This is a genomic window from Streptomyces sp. NPDC034037, from assembly GCF_055575715.1.
This window is the reverse complement of sequence record NZ_JBVISC010000007.1, coordinates 47,011-66,069: the sequence shown is the minus strand read 5'-3', so window position 1 is coordinate 66,069 and position 19,059 is coordinate 47,011. Positions and strand designations below refer to the sequence as shown.

Here is a 19,059-nt window from a genome sequence, read left to right as displayed (position 1 = left end):
TGAGGCGTACGCGGCACAGATGGAGGCATGCCCGAACAGCGGCGTTGTCACGCGGTGATGACCGCGTCCATGCCCATCGCCTCGTCCACTGTCCCGACGTCGCGCGGTCGCACACAAGGTCCACTTCAGGACGCGCACGCGAAAGCGGCAGTGCGCCCTTCCGCTCCCGTATGACCCCATCAGGCACGCCGCCCCCGTTTGCCCCCCCGCGTCCGCGACAGGGACGAGCCCCCACCCGGTGGCCGGGTGGGGGCTCGTCGTGCTGCCGGTACGACCGGTGCCGTGGCCGCTGGTGCTCAGTACACGCTCACGTTGTACGCGCGCAGCGCCTCGGTGACCGGCTGGAAGAAGGTCGTGCCGCCGGACGAGCAGTTGCCGCTGCCACCGGAGGTCAGACCGAGCGCCGTGGAGCCGGCGTACAGCGGGCCGCCGCTGTCACCGGGCTCGGCGCAGACCGTGGTCTTGATCAGGCCGTAGACGATGTCGCCGCCGCCGTAGTTCACGGTCTGGTTCAGCGCGGTGACCCGGCCGCTGTGCGTACCGGTGGTGGAACCGCGGCGGGTGACGGTCTGGCCGACCGTGGGATCGGCGGCGGTCGTGATGTCCTGACTGCCCACGGTGCCGGACTTGGTGATCGAGGTGTTGGTGTAGCGCACGATCCCGTAGTCGTTGGTCGGGAAGCTGGAGCCGTACGTGGTGCCGAGCACGGTGGTCTTCGCCGAGTCGGCCCACCACGTGCCCGCGCCGTCGGTGCAGTGCCCCGCGGTCAGGAAGTAGTAGGTGGTGCCGTTGCGGACGTTGAAGCCGAGCGAACAGCGCCAGCTGTCGGCGTAGATGGCGTCGCCACCGGAGATGTACTTCTGGAACTTGCCCGGGGTGCGCTCGATCTTCAGGGCGCCGGCGTTGGACCCGGCGGCCGCCTTGAGCTTGGCGATCTCCGCCTTGGACACCGTGCTGTCGGCGGTGACCACGACCTGCTTGGTCTTGGGGTCGATGCCCCAGGCGGTGCCCGCGACGTCGGCGCCGAGCACCGCGTCGCTGGCCTGTTCGAGCTGCGAGGCGCTGAAGGTGGCCATGCCGTCCTGCGCACTCGCCGCGGGTACGGAGAGCGCGCCGACGGCGAGCAGAGCGGTGGCCGTCGCGAGCAGGCGGGTACGTCTCACCAGGCCGGTGTGGGGGATGGTGCGCTTGATCCTCACGTTGTTCCCTCCCGAGGGAAGTCAGTGGGTCCTTGTGGGTTGAGGACCCGTGAGGCGCAGCCATGGAGCAGACCCGGGTTCCGCATACGCCGTGCTCCTGACAAGCGCTGCTCGGGAGTATTGAGGGGCGAGGACCAGCCGCACAAGGGCGCCTTTCAGCCGTCCGACCGGCCGCCGGACCGCCGCCCCCAAGGGCCGGTCCGGGGTTTCCCGGAGCCGGCCCAGCCCTCTTCCCGGAGCCGGGGTTCAGCGCTCCAGGACGTTCCGCTCCCCCGCCGCGATCTCCGTCGCCAGGGTGTTGCCCGGCGGCGGGAAGGGGCAGACGAAGTGGTCGGCGAAGGCGCACGGCGGCAGCAGCGCCCGGTTGAAGTCGACCGTGGTGCGCCCCTTCGCGTCGGGCGCGGCGGGCCGCAGGAACCGGAAGCGGTAGCTGGACGTGCCGCTGGTGGCGTCCGCGAAGACGGCCCAGAGCGAGCCGTCCGCCTCGACGCTCACCTGGAGCGTGTGCTCGGCCTCCCCGAGCCGGAAGGCCAGCTCCCCGTCGAGGCCGAGGCCCCGCTCCTTGCCGTCCGCGTTGCCGACCTTGACGGTGCGGTTCTCCCCGTACGGCGTGAAGCGCCCCGGCACGGCCCAGCGCGCGTCGTGGGCGGTGGCGTCGATGCCCTGGAAGGCGCGGCGCGTGGCGGCGTGCGGGTCGAAGACGCGCACCGCCCACAGGCCCTCGCGCCGGATGACGACGAGTCGGCGTTCGCCGTGGGCGACGCGGGCGGTGGCCGGGCCGCTGTCCGCACCCAGCCGGACCTCGCCGGTCAGGGGGCGGCCGTCGACGGTCAGACCGTCCCCGGCCCCGGCGCTCAGGACGACCGCGTCGGTCGTCCCGGTCCACCGCCCGGGGATGTCCAGAATTGAACCGTCCGGATGGTCCGTGAGCCAGTGCGTGCCGGTGAGCGAGAGCGGCCCGTAGGGGGCCGCGACCGTTTCGGCGCGCTGTTCGTGCCAGCGCCGCCAGTCCTCCGCGGCGTCGGGGTCCGGGGCGCTCGGGGCGTGCTCGGGGTGCTCGGTGGTCATGAGGGTCAACCCTTCCATACGGGCTCGCGCAGCCCGAGGTGGGAGCGCAGCGTCGCGCCCCGGTATTCCGTGCGGTGCGCGCCGCGTTCCTGGAGCAGGGGCACCACCTGGTCGACGAAGTCGTCGAGGCCGCCGGGCGTGAGGTGCGGGACGAGGATGAAGCCGTCGGCGGCGCCGACGCGCACGAACTCCGCCATCTCCCGCGCGACCGAGCGGGCGGTGCCGATGAACGACTGGCGGGCGGTGGTCTCGATGACGGTCTGCCGGATGGACAGCCCCTTGGCCTCGGACAGGGCCCGCCACTTGCGGGCCACCGCGAGCGGGTCGGCGATCCGCACCCGGCCCTGGGCCAGCTCGGACGCGGGGTCCGGGTCGAAGGCCGGCAGCGGCCCGTCCGGGTCGTACGAGGAGAGGTCCACGCCCCAGACCTGTTCGAGGGCGAGGATCGCGTTCTGCGGGGAGACCTGCCGGCGACGGATCCCGGCGGCCTTCTCCTGGGCCTCGGCCGCGGTGTCCCCGAGGACGAAGGTGACGCCGGGCATGATCTTCAGGTCGTCGGGGGACCGTCCGTACGCCGCGAGGCGCCCCTTCACATCGGCGTAGAAGGCGCGTCCGGCCTCCGGGGTGCCGTGCCGGGTGAAGACCACGTCGGCGGCCGAGGCGGCGAACTCCCTGCCCTCGGGCGAGTCCCCCGCCTGGATGACGACGGGGTGCCCCTGCGGGGAGCGCGGTGCGGTGAACTCGCCCTCCACATCGAAGTGCTCCCCGTGGTGCGCGAAGGGACGCGGCCTGCCCTCGGGCGTCCAGGAGTCCCACAGCTGCCTGGCCGTCGCGAGGAACTCCGCGGCCCGGGTGTAGCGGTCCGCCCGGTCCAGGTAGCCGCCGCGCCGGAAGTTCGCGCCGGTGAAGGCGTCCGAGGTGGTGACGATGTTCCAGGCGGCGCGGCCCGCGCTGAGGTGGTCCAGGGCGGCGAACCGGCGGGCCAGTTCGAAGGGTTCGTTGAAGGTCGCGTTGACGGTGGCGGCGAGGCCGAGCCGCTCGGTGACGGCGGCGAGGGCGGCCAGGACGGTGAGCGACTCGGGTCTTCCGACGACGTCCAGGTCGTGGATGCGGCCCTTGTGCTCGCGCGGGCGCAGCCCTTCGGCGAGGAAGAAGAAGTCGAACAGGCCGCGCTCGGCGGTGCGGGCCAGCCGCTCGAAGGACGAGAAGTCGATGTGGGAGCCGGACGCCGGGTCGGACCAGACGGTGGTGCTGTTGACGCCGGGGAAGTGGGCGGCGAGATGGACCGGCCTGCTCATGACCGCTCCCCCGCGGGCACGGCGTGGCGGTTGGCGGGCCGGGGGAGCCCCAGGTGCTCCCGGAGGGTGCTGCCCGGGTAGAAGGTGCGGAACAGGCCGCGGTGCTGGAGCAGGGCGACGGTTCCGTTGACGAGCCGCTCCAGGTCACGGCGCGGCTCCACCGGCGTCAGGTGGAAGCCGTCGACGGCGCCCGCGCGGTGCCAGTCGGCGATCAGCTCGGCCAGGTCGACGGGCCCGCCCCGGTACACCGGCCCCTCGGCGGTGGGCAGCGGCCCTCCCCCGTGGCCCGGTTCGGCGGCGCACTCGCCCCCGCCGAGGTCGACGACGAGGGCGGCGAGCACCCGCAGCGTGTCGGGGTCGCGGCCGGACCGGGCGGCCAGCGCCCGCAGTTCGGCCCGCGCGGCGTCGGCCCGACGGGCGGAGGCGGCCCGCACCAGGGCGACGTCCGCGTGCCGGGCGGCGATCTCGCGGGCGGCCGGCACGGTGGCGTCGACGACCCGTACGGGGTGGCCCTGGGGCGGCCGCGGCACGATGGAGGGGCCCCGCACCGAGAAGGTGCGGCCCGTGAAGTCGACGTGGTGCAGTTTGTCCCGGTCGATGAAGCGGCCGCTCGCCGCGTCCCGTATCTCCGCGTCGTCCTCCCAGCTGTCCCAGAGCAGCGCGGCGGCCTCGGCGACCTCGCCGGCCTCGCACCACAGCTCCTCGCGGGGCGCGGCGCGGCGCCGCCCGAAGAGCCGCGCCTCGGCCTCGGTCTCCGACACGCCGAGGAGCCAGCCGGCCCGCCCCCGGCTGACCCAGTCGAGGGTGGCCACGGCGGCCTGCACGTGGAACGGCTCGGTGTGCGTGGTCGTGACGGTCGGCACGAGCCCGACGCGGCCGGTGGCGGGCGCGATCCGGGCGGCCACGGCGAGCGCGTCCGGGCCGGGCCGCGCGAAGGAGTCGCCGAGCGTCACGAAGTCCAGGGCGCCGCGCTCGGCCAGCAGCGCCAACTCGGCGTAGGGGGAGGCTTCGTGGACGCCCGGCAGGTCGATGGCGGCGGCGAGGTGGAGGGCGCCGCGGCAGGGGGCACCAGGGGATGGGGTCATCGGGTGGGGGGCCTTTCGCTGGGGCGAGTCATAAGGGGAGGGTCAAAGGGGAAGTTCGGCGGGGAAGGCGGGGCCGCGTGGTCACCGCGCGGCTCCCAGGACGTCGAGGACGGCACGCGCGGTGGCGTCGTTCTGCCGGAAGGAGGGGCTGTTGGTGCGTGGCCGGGTGAAGGCGCCGGCGCCGCGCGCGTCGGTGTGCGGGCCGAGCGCGAAGCGGCGGGGGTGCGCGGCGCCCGCGCGGTCCAGGACGCGCCCGTCGGCGGGGTCCACCGCGAGCAGCCCCGCCGGGGTCGAGGCGGCCCCTTCGGCGTGCAGGGCGCGCAGCAGCGGGTCCCGGGTGCGGGCGAGCGTGGGGCGGGGCAGGCGGGCCTCGACGAGGGCGCGGGCCTCGGTGACCTGGCCGGACAGGGTGGGGCTGCGGGCGCGGAACACGCCGTCCTCGGCGCTCACCCGGACGTCGGCGCCGAGGAAGCGCACGACACCGGCGCGCGAGAGGGCGAGCAGGTGCCGCAGCCGCGGCCCGGGCGGCCCGGACGCGAGGAAGCTGAAGAAGCCGTGCCACCACGTCCCCACGTCACCGAGGCGCACCAGTTGTCCGTAGGCGGACAGAAGTGCGAGGAAGACGGCGAGGTCGGGGCTGTGCCCCGGATCGTGCCGGCGCGCCAGGTCGGCGGCGATGTGAGCGCGCACGCCCTCCTGGAGTTCCTCGTACGAGGTGGGGCGCACCCCGGCGAGCGGCCGGTCGAGGGCGGCGAGGTCGAGCCGGTCGGCGGGGTCGGGCACGGCGGAGGCGACGAGGGCGGCCAGCTCCGGGCTGCCGGGCGGGCAGGCCCCGTACTTCTCGTCGAAGTCCGTCCAGGCGACGGCGGTGCGCTCGGGGTGGGCGGTGAAGAGGCGGTGGTAGTGGGCGAAGCCGAGTTCTTTGCCGATGAGCGGCCACACGTCACGGCGGAAGTCGGGCGGCCGCGGCCCGGCGAGGAGTGCGTCGATCTCGGCGGGGCCCAAGTAGCGGGGCAGCGGCGGCGGTTCCCCCGTCCAGTCGTAGCCGATCTTGGAGTGGTAGGGGACGCCGCGCCGGGAGCCGACGTACAGCACGGGCTCACGCCCCGAGGGCAGGTACCGCTCCCCTTCGTGCCGGCCGCCCCGGCCCTCGGTGAGGAGCACCATCAGGTCCACGAAGGCGAGACCGAGGCCGCGCACGATGACGGGCTCACCCGGGGCGAGCGGCGACAGATCGCTGTCGGCGGTGAACTGGGGCGGCAGGTACACGAGTCCGTTCCGCGCCGCGTACTGGACCAACTCCCGCTGCTCGTCGTCCGGTTCGGCGTCCAGGTGACCCTGGGCGAGGACGACCGCGTCGGCGGCGAGCGGCTCGGCGACGCCCTCCAGCCACACCTCCTGGCGCCCGTCGGACGGCCCGGTGACCCGTAGCGCCCTGCGCCGGTGGTGGTGGACGGCGGTGCCGGGCGGCAGGGCGGCGACGGCCTTCTCGTACACCCAGCGCAGATAGCCGCCCTGCTCGCGGCGGCCGACGAAGGCGTGCCCCGCACGGCCGGCCCACTCGTCCAGCGCGGGTCCCGGCAGGACCGGTCCGGCGATCTCCACCGTGTCGTCGGTGAACATCGTGACGTCATCGGCCCGTGAGTTCATCCACAGGAGCGGCGACTGGTCCTGCCGCCAGACGCGGCCCCCGCCGGGCGGATGCGGGTCCACGAGGTGCAGGTCAAGGCCGGGACCGCCGTACAGCTCGGGTGCGTTGGCCGCGAGGCGCTCCAGGACGCCGGTGCCGCGCGGCCCGGCGCCGACGATCACCAGCGAGGCACGGGCGGGAGCGGGAGCGGCCGCAGAGGTGACGGCACCGCAGGACGGGAGAGCACCGGAGGGCGGCGGAGGACCGGAAGGGGTGAGGGGGTCGCGAGGCATGCGGAAGGCTCCGTGGATGCGGGAGATCGAACACGGGTGGTGCCTTCACACGGACCGAGCCCCTCAGCACGGTCCGCCGTCGAGATTACGGGGCCTTTCGCGTGCCCTGTCAAGGCTGTCCAGGATATGAGCGGTGCGTCTCGCGGCAGTTGACGGGGAAACGGATGCCTGTTCCACTTAGCCCCATGCATTCGCAGCAGTGGCTGGTCACGCGCTCCCACATCGACTTCGGTCGCGTGTGGTCCGCGTCTTGTTGACGCTCTCCTGAGCCGAGCCTTCGGCCCGCTGCGCCCTCCCCCGACGCCGCGCCCCGCGCGCCGTCGGCCTCGCACCGCCGCCTTCACACGCGCGCCCCGCATGTCCCGCCGCTCACCCCTCCCGGGCGCGAGCGGCGGTCCCCCCTCCCCTCGTACGTCTGCTTCGGGCCGCTGCTCACAGGCCGCAGTCGCAGCACTGACAGCACTCGCAGCAACCGCAGTCGCAGTCGCAGTTCTGGCAGCAGCCCTCCCGCTTCTTGCGGGACCAGGGGCCCTCGTACTCCTCGGCGCAGCACATCTTGCAGGTGCAGCACAGTCCGATGGCGACGGCGCACCCCGCCCAGAAGCCGCGCCTGCCCGGCTTCGGCGGCTGCGGCTCGAACGCGGGCCCGCCCCCGAAGCCGCCCGGCCCGCCCGGACCCCCGCCCCCGTACGGGCCGCCGCCACCCCCGTATGGATTGCCGCCACCCCCCTGAGGGCCCCCGTAGGGTCCGCCGTACGGCCCCCCGTACGGCCCGCCCTGCTGCGGCGGAGGCTGGTGCGGGGCCCCGCCGAACGCCCCGCCCGGCGCCCCGAACGCCCCGCCCGGCGCCCCGAACGCCCCGCCCGGGGCTCCGGACGCCCCGCCCTGATGATTCGTCACCTCGTGGGCGTGTCCGCAGGACGCGGCGCCGAACGCACGGTCCACCGACCGGCGCAACTCGTGGGCGAGCAGCACATGCGCGAGTCCGCCGTCGGTGAAGCGCACCTCCCGCAGCGCCAGGCGTATGCCGTGCAGCGCGTCGTCGGCGAGGCGGCGCGCCTCGGTGAGGGACGTGCCGGTCGCGGCGAGGGGGTTCCAGGCACCCGACGCGGCGTCAGCCTCCCGGTCCTCCACCGCGTCGAGCAGGTGCGCGAGCCGACCGAAGAGCCGGCCCGCCTCGGCGAGGGGCTCGACGTTGCCCGGCCGGCCCGCGAGCACCGCGGTGTGCGCGAAGGCCGCCGCGGTCGCGGTCTCGGTCGGTTCGGTGACCGCGAGCAGGGAGGTGCCGGGGCCCGCCAAGGCCTCGACGCCCGCCTGCCGTTCGACGGCGTCCACCAGGACGGCGGTGTCGAAGCCCACCGCGGAGCCGGTCCGCGCGCCCGCCTTGTCCCAACTCCTGGCCACGCGCCGGGCGGCGAGCGCCACCGGCCGGCGCGCCAGCAGACCGTCGCCGTCGACGACATGGTCGCGGACCTTGGCCGAGGCGAGCACCAGCGAGACGGCGGCCGCCAGCCGGGCGCCCTCGCCCCGCGCGACGGAGGCGGTCCGCATCCCGCGCAGCGGGCAGGGCCCCGCCGTGCGCCGGCCGGCCGCGGTGCGCTCGGCCTGAGCCTCCGTCAGCACCGAGATGATGAGCCCGTCGTAGTTGGTGACGAGGCGGGCGAACTGCCCGTGGTCACCGCGCAGCGCGAGGCAGAGCCCGCACAGGTGCGCCGTCCACTGGGTGGCGAGTTTCTCGCCGAGACGATGACTGCAGGGCCTGACGATTCCGAACACGGCGACTCCCCCGAGCGGCCCGAAGCTGATGAACCCCGGCATCGTAGCGAGGGCCGTTCACCCGTCCGTACCCGCCGTCACCCATACGCCGTGAATCATCACATTTCACTCTCCGTCAGCATCCGTACGCAAGGGGCCCCTTGAACCACCACGTGCGTCGGCGTGTTGACTCTGCACCAGTACCGTCACGAAAAGCCCGCGCGGCGACTATCCACTTGGCGCACTATCCGCATCATGGACGAGCATAGGGACGCGGATGCAGGGAAACCGCTGTGAGAGGAGGCGTCCATGGGATCGGTGCGCAAGGCGAGCGCTTGGCTTGGCCTCGTCGACGACAACAACGACGAGCGATACTACGACGACGGTTATGAGGACGACAGGGACGAGGGGCCGGCACAGCCGGAGGCATGGGTCACCGACCCGCGGGGGCGGGTGGCGCCCGAGACGGCCGAGGACGACGGGCGCCGGATCGGCACCGTGACCCCGGACAGCTTCCGGGACGCGCGCGCCATCGGCGAGCTCTTCCGGGACGGTGTTCCGGTCATCATGAACCTCACGGCCATGGAGCCCACCGACGCCAAGCGCGTGGTCGATTTCGCGGCCGGTCTCACCTTCGGCCTGCGCGGTTCGATCGAGCGCGTGGCGACGCGGGTCTTCCTGCTCACCCCGGCCGACACGCACATCGTCAGCGGCGAGGCCGCGGTCCGTCCCTCGGACGGCTTCTTCAACCAGAGCTAGGGCAAGGCCGCTCACCGGCCCCTGCCGGGGTCACCGGAAGGCGTCGAGACCGGTGAGCGCCTTGCCCAGCACCAGCTGATGCATCTCGACGGTGCCCTCGTAGGTGAGCACCGATTCGAGGTTCGTCGCGTGCCGCATGACCGGGTACTCCAGCGAGATCCCGTTGGCGCCCAGGATCGTCCTGGACGTGCGGCAGATCTCGATCGCCTCCCGTACGTTGTTGAGCTTTCCGAAACTGACCTGCTCGGGACGGAGCCTGCCCGCGTCCAGGCGCCGTCCGAGGTGGTGGGCGAGCAGGATCCCCTTGTGCAGTTCGACCGCCATGTCGGCGAGCTTGGCCTGGGTGAGCTGGAAGCCGCCGATGGGCCGGCCGAACTGCTCGCGGGTCCGCGCGTACTCCACCGCCGCCTCGAACGACGAGCGGGCGGCGCCCATCGCACCCCAGACGATGCCGTAGCGGGCGTGGGACAGACAGCTCAGCGGGCCCTTGAGGCCGACGACCTCCGGCAGGACCGCGTCGGCGGGCAGCCGCACCTCGTCCATCACCAGCTCACTGGTGACGCTCGCGCGCAGCGACCACTTGTGCTTGATCTCGGGTGCCGAGAAGCCGGCCGTGTCGGTCGGCACGACGAAGCCCCTGATCCCCTCCTCGGTCTGCGCCCAGACCACGGCGACGCCCGCCACGGAACCGTTCGTGATCCACATCTTGCGGCCGCTGAGCAGCCAGTCGGTGCCGTCCCGCTTCGCGTACGTCCGCATCGAGGCCGGGTCGGAGCCGTGGTCGGGCTCGGTCAGGCCGAAGCAGCCGATGATCTCGCCCGCGGCCATGCCGGGCAGCCAGCGCCGCTTCTGCTCCTCGGAGCCGAAGCGGTGGAGGGCGTACATGGCGAGGGAGCCCTGCACGGAGACCAGTGAGCGGATGCCGGAGTCCGCGGCCTCCAGCTCCAGGCAGGCGAGCCCGTACTGGACGGCGCTCGCGCCCGCGCAGCCGTAGCCCTCCAGCGACATGCCGAGCGCCCCGAGGGAGCCGAGCTCGCGCGCCAGCTCGCGGATGCCGGGCAGCTCGCCCTGCTCGTACCACTCGGCGATGTGCGGCAGGACCCGGTCGGCCGCCCAGGAGCGGACGGTGTCCCGGACCGCGAGGTCCTCGGGGTCGAGGAGGTCGTCGATGCCGAGGGGGTCGCTGGGGTCGAAGGGCGGCAGAGGGGTGCGGGCGCTTGCGGACATGCGGGCCTCCGGCGGCACAAAACTAGCAGTGGTAGTCAACTCCGGCTGGCGCCGACGTTACGACGCACTCTCCCGCACGTCCAGACCCGCCGGACCGCGACCACCGGCCGAAGGCGGCACGCCTCAACGCCGGGAGCCCACCCCGCCCCGCGCCGGACCCCCGCGCACCGGAATCCCCGCACACCCAGACCCGTCGAACCCCACCGGCCGAAGCCCCCGCACCTCAACGCCGGGAGCCCGCCCCGACCCCCCGCCGGACCCCGGGCGCCGGAATCCCCGCACACCCAGACCCGTCGAACCCCACCGGCCGAAGCCCCCGCACCTCAGCGCCGGGCGTCCGCCCCGACCCCCGCCGGACCCCGGGCGCCGGAATCCCCGCACACCCAGACCCGTCGAAACCCCACCGGCCGAAGCCCCCGCACCTCAACGCCAGGAGCCGACCCCGACCCCCGCCGGACCCCCGCGCACCGGAATCCCCGCACACCCAGACCCGTCGAACCCCACCGGCCGAAGGCCCCGCACCTCAACGCCGGGAGCCCGCCCCGACCCCCGCCGGGTCCCGGGGCGCCGGAATGGGCCGCTCGGCCCGCGCCGCGGGCGCCCCGCACTCCATGTCCCGCGGCAGCCTCAGCGCCGCGAGCGCCCCGAGCAGCAGCAGCCCCGCGCTGACCAGCAGCGTCACATGCAGTCCGTGCACGAAGGAGTCGCGCGCGGCGGCCCGCAGGGCGTCCCCCGCCGGCCCGCCGAGCCGCGCGGCGACCTCGTACGCCTCGCCCAGCGAGTGGCTCGCCGCCGCGCCATCCGCCGCCGGCACGCCCCGCACCGAGGACAGTCCCGGCGCGTACGCCGCGTTCATGACCGTGCCGAGCAGGGCGATCCCCATGCCCGCGCCCAGCTGGTAGGAGGTCTCGCCGATCGCCGCGGCCCCGCCGGCCTCGGACTGCGGGGCCTCGTTCAGCATCGATTCGTACGCGCCGAAGAGCGTGGTCTCCAGGCCGAAGCCGAGCAGGACGAAGCCGGAGAGCAGCAGGCCGTCGTCGGCGTGGCCGCCCATGCCGGTGAGCACCACCACGGCGGCCGCGGTCAGGCAGAAACCGGCGCAGACCATGCGGCGCGGCCCGAAGCGGTGCAGCAGCTTCGATCCGCCGAGGCCGGCGGCCATCGCGGCGACGGTGAGCGGCAGCAGGCGCAGCCCGGTCTCCAGCGGGGACAGGCCGAGCACCAGCTGCAGATACTGCGCGGCGATCAGTTCCAGGCCGACGAGGGCGAGCATGGCGAGCACGATGCAGCCGACCGACGTGCTGAACGCGGGACGCGCGAACATCGACAGATCGACCAGTGGCTTCGTACGCCGCCGCTGCCTGCGCACGAAGCCGACGAGCAGCGCGGCGCCCACGGCGAGGGCGATGAGGGTGGTGGCGCCGAGCGGCGACTGGCCGCCGCCGAGCCGCTTCACGCCGAGCACCAGCCCGAAGAGCCCGCCCGCGGCCATCAGCGCCCCGACCACGTCCCACGGCCCGTCGCGCTCGCCGGTCGACTCGGGCAGCAGCAGACGCCCGATCGGCAGGCTGACCAGCATCAGCGGGATGTTGATGAGGAAGACCGAGCCCCACCAGAAGTGTTCCAGGAGGAACCCGCCGAGCAGCGGCCCGACGGCCGCGCCGACGGCGGCCACCGCGCTCCAGACGCCGATGGCGAGCGCCCGCTCGCGCCGGTCGGGGAAGACCTGGCGCAGGATCGACAGCGTCGCCGGCATGATCATCGCGCCGCCGACGCCGAGCAGCGCCCGGGCGGCGATCAGGACCTGCGCGCTGTCGGCGAGGGCCGCGACCGCGGAGGCGACGCCGAAGAGGGCGTAGCCGAGGAGGAGGACGCGTCTGCGGCCGACGCGGTCGCCCAGGGTGCCGAAGAGGATGAGGAGCGAGGCGCAGACCAGTGGATAGATGTCGACGATCCACAGCAGTTCGATGGCGCCGGGGGTCAGGTCCTCGGTGACGGCGGGCACGGCGACGTGCAGGACGGTGGCGTCGACGGCGACCAGCAGCAGGCTGACGCAGAGGACGACGAGCACGAGCCAGCGATTGGCCCCGGCACCGGCCCCGGATCCCCGACGGCCCTGCGGTGCTGCGGCCGTGGTCGTCCCGGACATGTGCGTACCTCCCAGTGATCGCTCGCGTCGGCGGCCTGCGGGATGGGGACTGGCGGCTCCGGCGGCGCGGACAGGGCGAGTGAGCCGTCAGAGTACGCGAGTTCACGCCGGGGGCGCGTGGCGGACCTCTCATGGTTGTGCGGATGCCGTGTGGCGTGCGCCACCCTTGCCGCCCGGGACCACGCACCGGGTGGGCGCGCGGTTCCCGCGACGGCCGATAATCGAGCCCGTGACCGCTCTTGATCAACGTCTTCCGCCGTCCCCGGCGGGCCCCGTGCTGCGCCGCGCCGCGCCCGCGCTCCTGGTGTACGCGGGGGTGCGCGCGCTGGGTCTCGCGGTGCTCGCGGTGTGGGGGGCGGTCGCGGGCAGGAGCCCGCACACGCTGCTGTCGGCGCGCTGGGACTCGCTCTGGTACACCCGGGTCGCCGAGCACGGCTACGGCTGGCAGGTCACGCTCCCGGACGGCAGCGTCCACTCGAACCTCGCCTTCTTCCCGCTCCTGCCCTGGCTGGAGCGGCTCGTCTCGGCGGTCGGTCCTCTGTCGTACGCCGACGCCGGCCTGGCGGTGAGCTGGACCGCCTCACTCTTCGCCGCCGCGGGGATCTTCGCGGTCGCCGAGCACGTGTACGGGCGCCGGGCCGGGGTCTGCGCGGTCGCGCTGTGGGCGGTGCTCCCGGTCGGTGTCGTGCAGTCGATGGCGTACAGCGAGTCCTTGTTCACGGCGCTGGCCGCCTGGTCGCTGTACGCGGTGCTCACGGAGCGGTGGCTGTGGGCGGGCGTGCTCGCCTCCTTCGCCGGGCTGACCCGGCCGGTGGGCGCGGCCGTGGTCGCCGCGCTCTGGGTGGCGGCGGCCGCGCGCGTCCGCCGCGAGCGGCGCGTCGAGGCGCGCGTAATCCTCGGCGTGCTCCTCGCCCCGCTGGGCGCCGCCGGCTATGTGCTGTGGGTGGGCCGGCGCACCGGCGGCGGCCTCTTCGGCTATCTCGACGTGCAGGCCGGCTGGGGCAACGGTTTCGACTTCGGTTACGCCTTCGCGCGTTTCATCGGGGAGAAGTTCACCTCCGTGCCCGGCGCCCTCGCGGGTGTCGGGCTCCTCGTCGGAGTGGCGCTGGTGATCTGGCTGTACGTCCTCGGCGTCCGCCGGGGGCAGCCGCTTCCGCTGCTCGTCTACGGCGGGATCGTCGTGGCGCTCGCGCTGTGCGCGGCGGGCTACTTCGGCTCGAAGCCGCGCCTTCTGCTGCCCGCCTTCCCGCTGCTGCTGCCGGTCGCGGTGGCGCTGGCCCGGCTGCGCACCTCCAGGTCGGCGCTGATCCTCGCCTCGGTCGCGGTGCTGAGCGCGGTGTACGGGGCGTTCTGGCTGCACGGCTCGGGGCCGCCGTGATCCCGTCATGATCGTTTTCGGGGCCTGTGGTGAGCGGACGGAAAATTCCACGCCAGCTCCCGGTGAACGAATTCATAAGCGCCATAAAACGCCATCGAAAACGATCAACGAATTACGTAAGGCGGCGACAGCCCAATAGGGATTTCCCCGGAATAAACCTCGGCCTGAGATCAATCCCACATCACATCGTCATCACAAAGCCACTGAATCGGCCTAGTGCCAGACTCACTCGCTGTAACGTCGATTGGGTGCGTACCGAACGAAACCTCACCCGTCTTGACCGGGTCTTCGCCCGGCTGGACCGTGAGCCGGAACGACCGGCCCACCTCGATGTCCCGAGGATGAGCCGGCACCGGGTCGTGCTCTTCAGCGCGACCCTGGCGTTCTACCTGGCCATCGTCGTCGCCGTGCTGACCACCTCGTGGCTGGTGCGCTTCGACTGGCAGGTCATGTTCTTCCGGCCCTACCAGCAGTGGCCGGAGATCCACGCCTTCCTCGACTACTGGGTCGTCCTCGGCCAGCGCGGCCCGACCGCCGTCATGGTCGCGGCCTGGCTCGGCTGGCGCTCCTGGCGCCAGCACACGCTGCGGCCGCTGCTGATGTTCGGTGCCGCCCTGCTCCTGCTCAACGTGACCGTGGGCGCCGCCAAGCTGGGCATGGGCCGCCTCGGTCCGCACTACGCCACCGCGATCGGCTCCAACGAGATGTGGCTCGGCGGGGATATATTCCCCTCCGGTCACACCGCCAACGCCGTGGTGACCTGGGGAATCCTGGCCTATCTGGCCTCCACGCCCCGCACCCGGCGCTATCTGTCGGCCCTGTCGGCCGTGGTCTCCCTGAGCGTCGGCCTCACCACCGTCTACCTCGGTACGCACTGGCTGAGCGATGTCTTCCTCGGTTGGGCGGCGGGCCTGCTCATCCTGCTCGCGCTGCCCTGGTTCGAGACGCTGATCGCCCGGGTGGAGGCCGTGATCTTCCAGGTCCGCGAGGCCTGGCGCACCCGCCGCGCCGGTGCCGTGGCCCTGCCGGAGCCCGCCGACACCCCCGTCGGGACCCCCGCGATGGTGCCGCAGCGCCTGGCCGTGGAGGAGCCCGCGCCGGCGCGTGAGCCGGTCGGCGCCGCGCGCACCGCGCGCCCGCCCGCCTACCTCGCGCCGGGCCCGCACACGGCCCGCTCCGAGCGCACGCCGGTCACCCCGGCCGGCAGCCGCCGTCCGCCGCACTCCGACCGGGTGCCGCGCGGCGCCACGTCCGCCCGTCCGGTGGCGGGCGGCTGACCACCGGCGGCGGGGCCCGGTACGCACGAGCCGCCCCCCGCGCCGCGAAGGCCCCGGTTCCGTCGAGGAACCGGGGCCTTCGTCGTCAGCCCTTCCAGGACCGCTTGACGACGCCTTGCTCGACCTCGAAGTTGAGGCGGCCCGTGAGGTACTCCATGGTGGTGAACGCCCCCGGGGGCAGCGTCCTGACGGTGGACCAGCCGCGCTCGCGCGCCTGCCGCTCGGCGGCTTCGGCCGCCAGGCCCACGTAACTCTCCGGGCTGTCCTCGGGCTCTGCGGGTGGGGTGGGGATGGGTGCCATGGCCGCCACGTTAGGCGGGCAGGGGGGCGCCGGGGAAGGCCGGGGCCGCACACCATGCGTCACTGATCCCTCTCCGGTCACGCTTTCGTCACAGGATCACGACGCGTGTTTCGGCCGAACTCCGTCACACGTATGGGGGGTTCCGTCCCTCTGTCGGGGTAATTCGCGGACCTCTTCCCGACGCCGTGAAGGACTCCGTGCCGCCGCCTTGAATAGCACGTCCCGAATAGCGCCGGGCGCTCTTGACGAACTCTCCGCATTTCGGAGTCCGGGCCCGCGCCAGGGCGCTGACGGCGCATAGGGAATTCATGATTCCGGCACGGCGCCCGATGTGCCGTCCCCGGTACGCGGCGCTCCCGGCCTCGACCCCGGGCCGGCCTCCCGAGGGTCCGCGGACCGGGCGCCCCGGTCCAGGGCCCGGCTCAGGAGGCCCGTGAAGTTCCTGATCCGCTCGGTGAGTTCGGCGGGTTCCACGACCTCGAACTCCAGCCCCATGAACATCACGTGGAAGACCATCACGTCCAGGCTCGCCGCCCCCGTGCGCAGCAGGCAGCTCCGCTCGGCCTCGGCCTCCAGGGTGCCGTCGGCCGGTGAGATCCGCCGGGCGGCCTCCTCCAGCGGCACGAGGAGGCGCACCACGGCCCGCGCGGCGTACGCGCGCGTGGAGACGCCCTTGGCGACGTACGCGGCCAGGTCGTCGGCCGGCGGGGTGCGCGGTGCGCAGCGCGGCCCGTGCGGCGGTCTCGGCGTGAGGCGGTCCACGCGGAACGTGCGCCAGTCCGCGCGCTCCAAGTCCCACGCCACGAGGTACCAGCGGCTCTCGGTGCACACCAGGCGGTGCGGCTCGACGGTGCGGCGGCTCGAGGCGCCCGTGTGGTCGCGGTAGTCGAAGCGCAGCCGCTCCGCGTCCCGGCAGACCCCCGCCAGCTCGGTCAGGACGGCGGCGTCCACGCCCTGGGCCCGCGGAGCGCGCAGCATCGGCACGGTGAAGGCGTTCAGGGCGCCCACCCTGCGGCGCAGCCTGCTCGGCAGCACCTGTTCCAGCTTGGTGAGCGCCCTGACCGAGGTCTCGCCGATGCCCTCGATGCCCTGCCCGGCGGCGGTGCGCAGGCCGACGGCGACCGCGACCGCCTCGTCGTCGTCCAGGAGCAGCGGCGGCAGCTCGGCGCCCGCGCCGAGCTGGTAGCCGCCCCCGGTGCCGGGGCTGGCGTGCACGGGGTAGCCCAGCTCGCGCAGCCGGTCGACGTCCCGGCGGACCGTGCGCGCGGTGACGCCGAGCCGGTCGGCGAGGTCGGCGCCGGACCATTCGCGGTGGGCCTGCAGCAGGGAGAGCAGGCGGAGCAGTCGTGCCGAGGTCTCCAACATGGACGCGATTGTGCCCCGGGTTCAGGACAGCCGCGGTCCGCGATGTCAGCTCTCCTCGGCGGAGTCCTCCCCGGACCGGACGGCGCGGACGCGGACGGCCAGGTCGTTGTCGTTGGTGTAGTACGGGCCCGTCTCGACCGGCCCGTGCGCGCTCTCGCGGCGCACGACGGGGTAGGTGAAGATCGTCTTCTTGTCGGCGACGTCGTCGAGCAGCCGGGCCAGGCGCACCCGCGGTCCGCTCTCGCCCGCGGGGTGGATCCACAGGTCCCAGGGCCCCGGCCCGCCGTCCGCGAACGGGTCGTGGCGCAGCGCGAAGGTGAACTCGGGGCCCGTCGCGGTCACTTCGGCCCGCTGGACGAGGCCGGGGTCGTCGCGTTTGACGGCCTCGGCGTAGACGGCGTCACTCGCCGTGGTGCCGTAGAGGCGTCCGCGCACGGTCAGGCCCGCGTCGTCGATCTCGATCTCACCGGCCTCGGCGTGCGGGGCCCGGTGCCAGCTGCGCACCGAGAGGTTGCCCTGCTTCGTGGCGTACGGGATGCGCACCGCGACATGGCCGCGGCTGCCGCTGGGCGCGCGGTCCACGAGGGAGCGCAGGTCGTTCACGCCCGGCAGCAGGCGGCGCGGCTCGCCGCCCGCGATCTGCGCGTAGGCGTTCCAGCGCCCCTCGGCGAGGTCGACGGTGCTGGGCAGCGCGGCCCGCAGCCGGCCGTCGGCCGACGGGGAGAGCGGCAGCCGGACCTCGTCGTCGCGGTCGCGCAGGCGCAGCAGCAGGTGGACCGTGTCCCGAGTGCCGGTCCCCGCCGGTTCCGTGACGTCGAAGGTGAGGCCCCCGGCGGAGTCGGCGACGCAGTCGGCGCGCGGCGCGGTGGACGCCTCCTGGTCGTCCCCGGCGGGGGACGCGGGGCGCGAGGTGGCCAAGGACGTCATGCGGTCGATCCCTTCGTCTGTACGCGTCCGAGGTCCCGCAGCGCGTACGCGCCCCCGAGCAGCGCGCCGCGCGTACGGTGCAGGGAGCCGCGCATCCGGCCCCCGAACGAGCTGCCCCGGGTGATCATCCCGGTGAACATCGCGTCGTAGCGCTCGGCGATGCGGACCGGGTCGAAGCGCTCGGAGTCCTGGAGCGCGGCGCCCGCCATGCGCCGGCGGAGCGCGTCGTCGTTGATCAGTTCGAGCAGGCCGCCCGCGATGGCGTCGGGGTTGCCGACCTCCACGAGGCGTCCGTCGACACCGTTGTCGATGATCTCGCCCGGGCCGTGCGGGCAGTCGGTGGCGACGACGGGCAGGCCGCAGCGCATCGCCTCGACGATCGTCATGCCGAAGGACTCCAGGCTGGAGGTGACGGCGGCGATGGAGCCCTTGGCCCACTCGGGCTCGATGGGGTGGGCGGGGCCCATGAGGAAGACGTGGTTGTAGAGGCCGAGTTCCTCGATCAGGGCGCGCAGCTTCTCCTTCTGCTTGCCGCCGCCGTAGATCCGCAGGCGCCAGTCGGGGCGCTCGCGGCGCACCCGGTCGAAGGCCCTGATCAGCAGGTCGTACCGCTTGACGGGGGCGAGCCGGCCAGCGGCGACGACCCACTTGTGGGAGCCGTCGGCGGGCTCGATGCCGGGCGCGGGCACGGGGTTGGGCACGGCCTGCACATGGACGCCGGGCAGCCGCATCTTCTGCGTGTAGGCGCGGGCGTCGGCCTCGGTCGTCGTGGTCAGGACGTCGAGGCGGGGGTAGACGCTGCGCAGCTGCCGGCGCAGCTCCTTGGAGTGGCTGTCCAGCGTGAGGTGCTCCTGGCCGACGCGCAGGGGGCCGCGCGCGGCCTGCCGGGCGATGTGCACGTTCAGCCCGGGGCGGGTGCCGACGACGACGTCGGCGTCCAGCGCGGTGAGGTGCGCGGCGATGCGCCGGTCGGTGAGCGCGCTGTACTGGGCGTAGCGGCCCTCGGCGCTGGGGAACGTCCGGGCGGGGCGCAGATGGTCGGGGTCCTCGCCCTCGTAGCCCGGGCTGTCCTTGCGCGTGTCCACGAGGTGGCTCAGGCGCACGCGCGGGTCAGGCGCGAACACCGGCTCGTCGCGGTGGCGGAACACGGAGACGATCTCCACGTCGTGCTGCTGGGCCAGCGTGTTGGCCAGGTTGTACGTCGTCCGGATCGTCCCTCCTATCCCGTACGCGTTGTGTATCAGGAAGGAAATGTGCATGCGTCCCCGTATCCCGTGTTTCCGTGCGGACAGTCCCCCTCGCCCACCTACCACAGGGTTAGACGGTCATTCCTGGCCAAAGGTTGGGT

The 19,059-nt window shown here is 73.7% G+C and carries 15 protein-coding genes; 3 read left to right on the top strand and 12 right to left on the bottom strand.

Annotated features, from left to right (window positions below; genetic code table 11):
* Positions 1-296: 296 nt before the first annotated feature.
* The 6 genes from ACZ516_RS24260 to ACZ516_RS24235 all read right to left on the bottom strand — a co-directional run bounded on the left by ACZ516_RS24260 (position 297) and on the right by ACZ516_RS24235 (position 8,349).
* A complete protein-coding gene (locus tag ACZ516_RS24260) occupies positions 297-1,199 on the bottom strand; it encodes a S1 family peptidase (protein ID WP_361079135.1) in 903 nt (300 codons plus the stop codon).
* 246 nt (positions 1,200-1,445) lie between these two features.
* Positions 1,446-2,267: a DUF1684 domain-containing protein gene (locus tag ACZ516_RS24255; protein WP_469011642.1), complete on the bottom strand. Its 822-nt coding sequence runs from the start codon at positions 2,265-2,267 to the stop codon at positions 1,446-1,448.
* Between the two features lie 5 nt (positions 2,268-2,272).
* Complete coding sequence (locus tag ACZ516_RS24250; protein ID WP_469011641.1) at positions 2,273-3,565, bottom strand: NtaA/DmoA family FMN-dependent monooxygenase; 1,293 nt, start codon at positions 3,563-3,565, stop codon at positions 2,273-2,275.
* Positions 3,562-4,650, bottom strand: coding sequence for an LLM class flavin-dependent oxidoreductase (locus ACZ516_RS24245; protein WP_469011640.1), 1,089 nt, complete (start codon positions 4,648-4,650; stop codon positions 3,562-3,564). The genes ACZ516_RS24250 and ACZ516_RS24245 overlap by 4 nt, the downstream gene beginning before the upstream one ends.
* A gap of 81 nt (positions 4,651-4,731) precedes the next feature.
* Complete coding sequence (locus ACZ516_RS24240) at positions 4,732-6,573, bottom strand: FAD/NAD(P)-binding protein (RefSeq protein WP_469011639.1); 1,842 nt, start codon at positions 6,571-6,573, stop codon at positions 4,732-4,734.
* Positions 6,574-7,005: 432 nt separating this feature from the next.
* On the bottom strand, positions 7,006-8,349 hold the full coding sequence (locus tag ACZ516_RS24235) for a DUF5685 family protein (protein ID WP_469011638.1): 1,344 nt from the start codon (positions 8,347-8,349) through the stop codon (positions 7,006-7,008).
* Positions 8,350-8,637: 288 nt separating this feature from the next.
* Between ACZ516_RS24235 and ACZ516_RS24230 the strand changes: the two genes are divergently transcribed.
* Positions 8,638-9,087 carry a cell division protein SepF gene (locus ACZ516_RS24230; protein ID WP_469011637.1) on the top strand — a complete coding sequence of 150 codons (450 nt, stop codon included), beginning with the start codon at positions 8,638-8,640 and terminating at the stop codon, positions 9,085-9,087.
* A 30-nt stretch (positions 9,088-9,117) separates the two neighbouring features.
* Here the strand turns inward: ACZ516_RS24230 and ACZ516_RS24225 are convergent, their stop codons facing one another.
* Complete coding sequence (locus ACZ516_RS24225; RefSeq protein WP_469011636.1) at positions 9,118-10,314, bottom strand: acyl-CoA dehydrogenase family protein; 1,197 nt, start codon at positions 10,312-10,314, stop codon at positions 9,118-9,120.
* A gap of 523 nt (positions 10,315-10,837) precedes the next feature.
* A complete protein-coding gene (locus tag ACZ516_RS24220) occupies positions 10,838-12,463 on the bottom strand; it encodes an MFS transporter (protein ID WP_469011635.1) in 1,626 nt (541 codons plus the stop codon).
* 229 nt (positions 12,464-12,692) lie between these two features.
* Here ACZ516_RS24220 and ACZ516_RS24215 point away from each other — a divergent pair, with 229 nt between their 5' ends.
* Entirely contained in the window at positions 12,693-13,841 is a 1,149-nt protein-coding gene (locus ACZ516_RS24215) for a glycosyltransferase family 39 protein (RefSeq protein WP_361079158.1), read from the top strand.
* Positions 13,842-14,089: 248 nt separating this feature from the next.
* Positions 14,090-15,118 (top strand): phosphatase PAP2 family protein, encoded by a 1,029-nt coding sequence (locus ACZ516_RS24210; RefSeq protein WP_361079160.1) that lies wholly within the window; start codon positions 14,090-14,092, stop codon positions 15,116-15,118.
* 85 nt (positions 15,119-15,203) lie between these two features.
* Here the strand turns inward: ACZ516_RS24210 and ACZ516_RS24205 are convergent, their stop codons facing one another.
* The 4 genes from ACZ516_RS24205 to ACZ516_RS24190 all read right to left on the bottom strand — a co-directional run bounded on the left by ACZ516_RS24205 (position 15,204) and on the right by ACZ516_RS24190 (position 18,970).
* Positions 15,204-15,419 (bottom strand): I78 family peptidase inhibitor, encoded by a 216-nt coding sequence (locus tag ACZ516_RS24205; RefSeq protein ID WP_358586885.1) that lies wholly within the window; start codon positions 15,417-15,419, stop codon positions 15,204-15,206.
* Positions 15,420-15,725: 306 nt separating this feature from the next.
* Positions 15,726-16,784 (bottom strand): helix-turn-helix transcriptional regulator, encoded by a 1,059-nt coding sequence (locus ACZ516_RS24200; RefSeq protein ID WP_469011634.1) that lies wholly within the window; start codon positions 16,782-16,784, stop codon positions 15,726-15,728.
* Between the two features lie 45 nt (positions 16,785-16,829).
* A complete protein-coding gene (locus tag ACZ516_RS24195; protein WP_469011633.1) occupies positions 16,830-17,711 on the bottom strand; it encodes a hypothetical protein in 882 nt (293 codons plus the stop codon).
* Entirely contained in the window at positions 17,708-18,970 is a 1,263-nt protein-coding gene (locus ACZ516_RS24190) for a glycosyltransferase family 4 protein (protein ID WP_361079169.1), read from the bottom strand. Before ACZ516_RS24190 ends, ACZ516_RS24195 begins: the two co-directional genes overlap by 4 nt.
* Positions 18,971-19,059 lie beyond the last annotated feature (89 nt).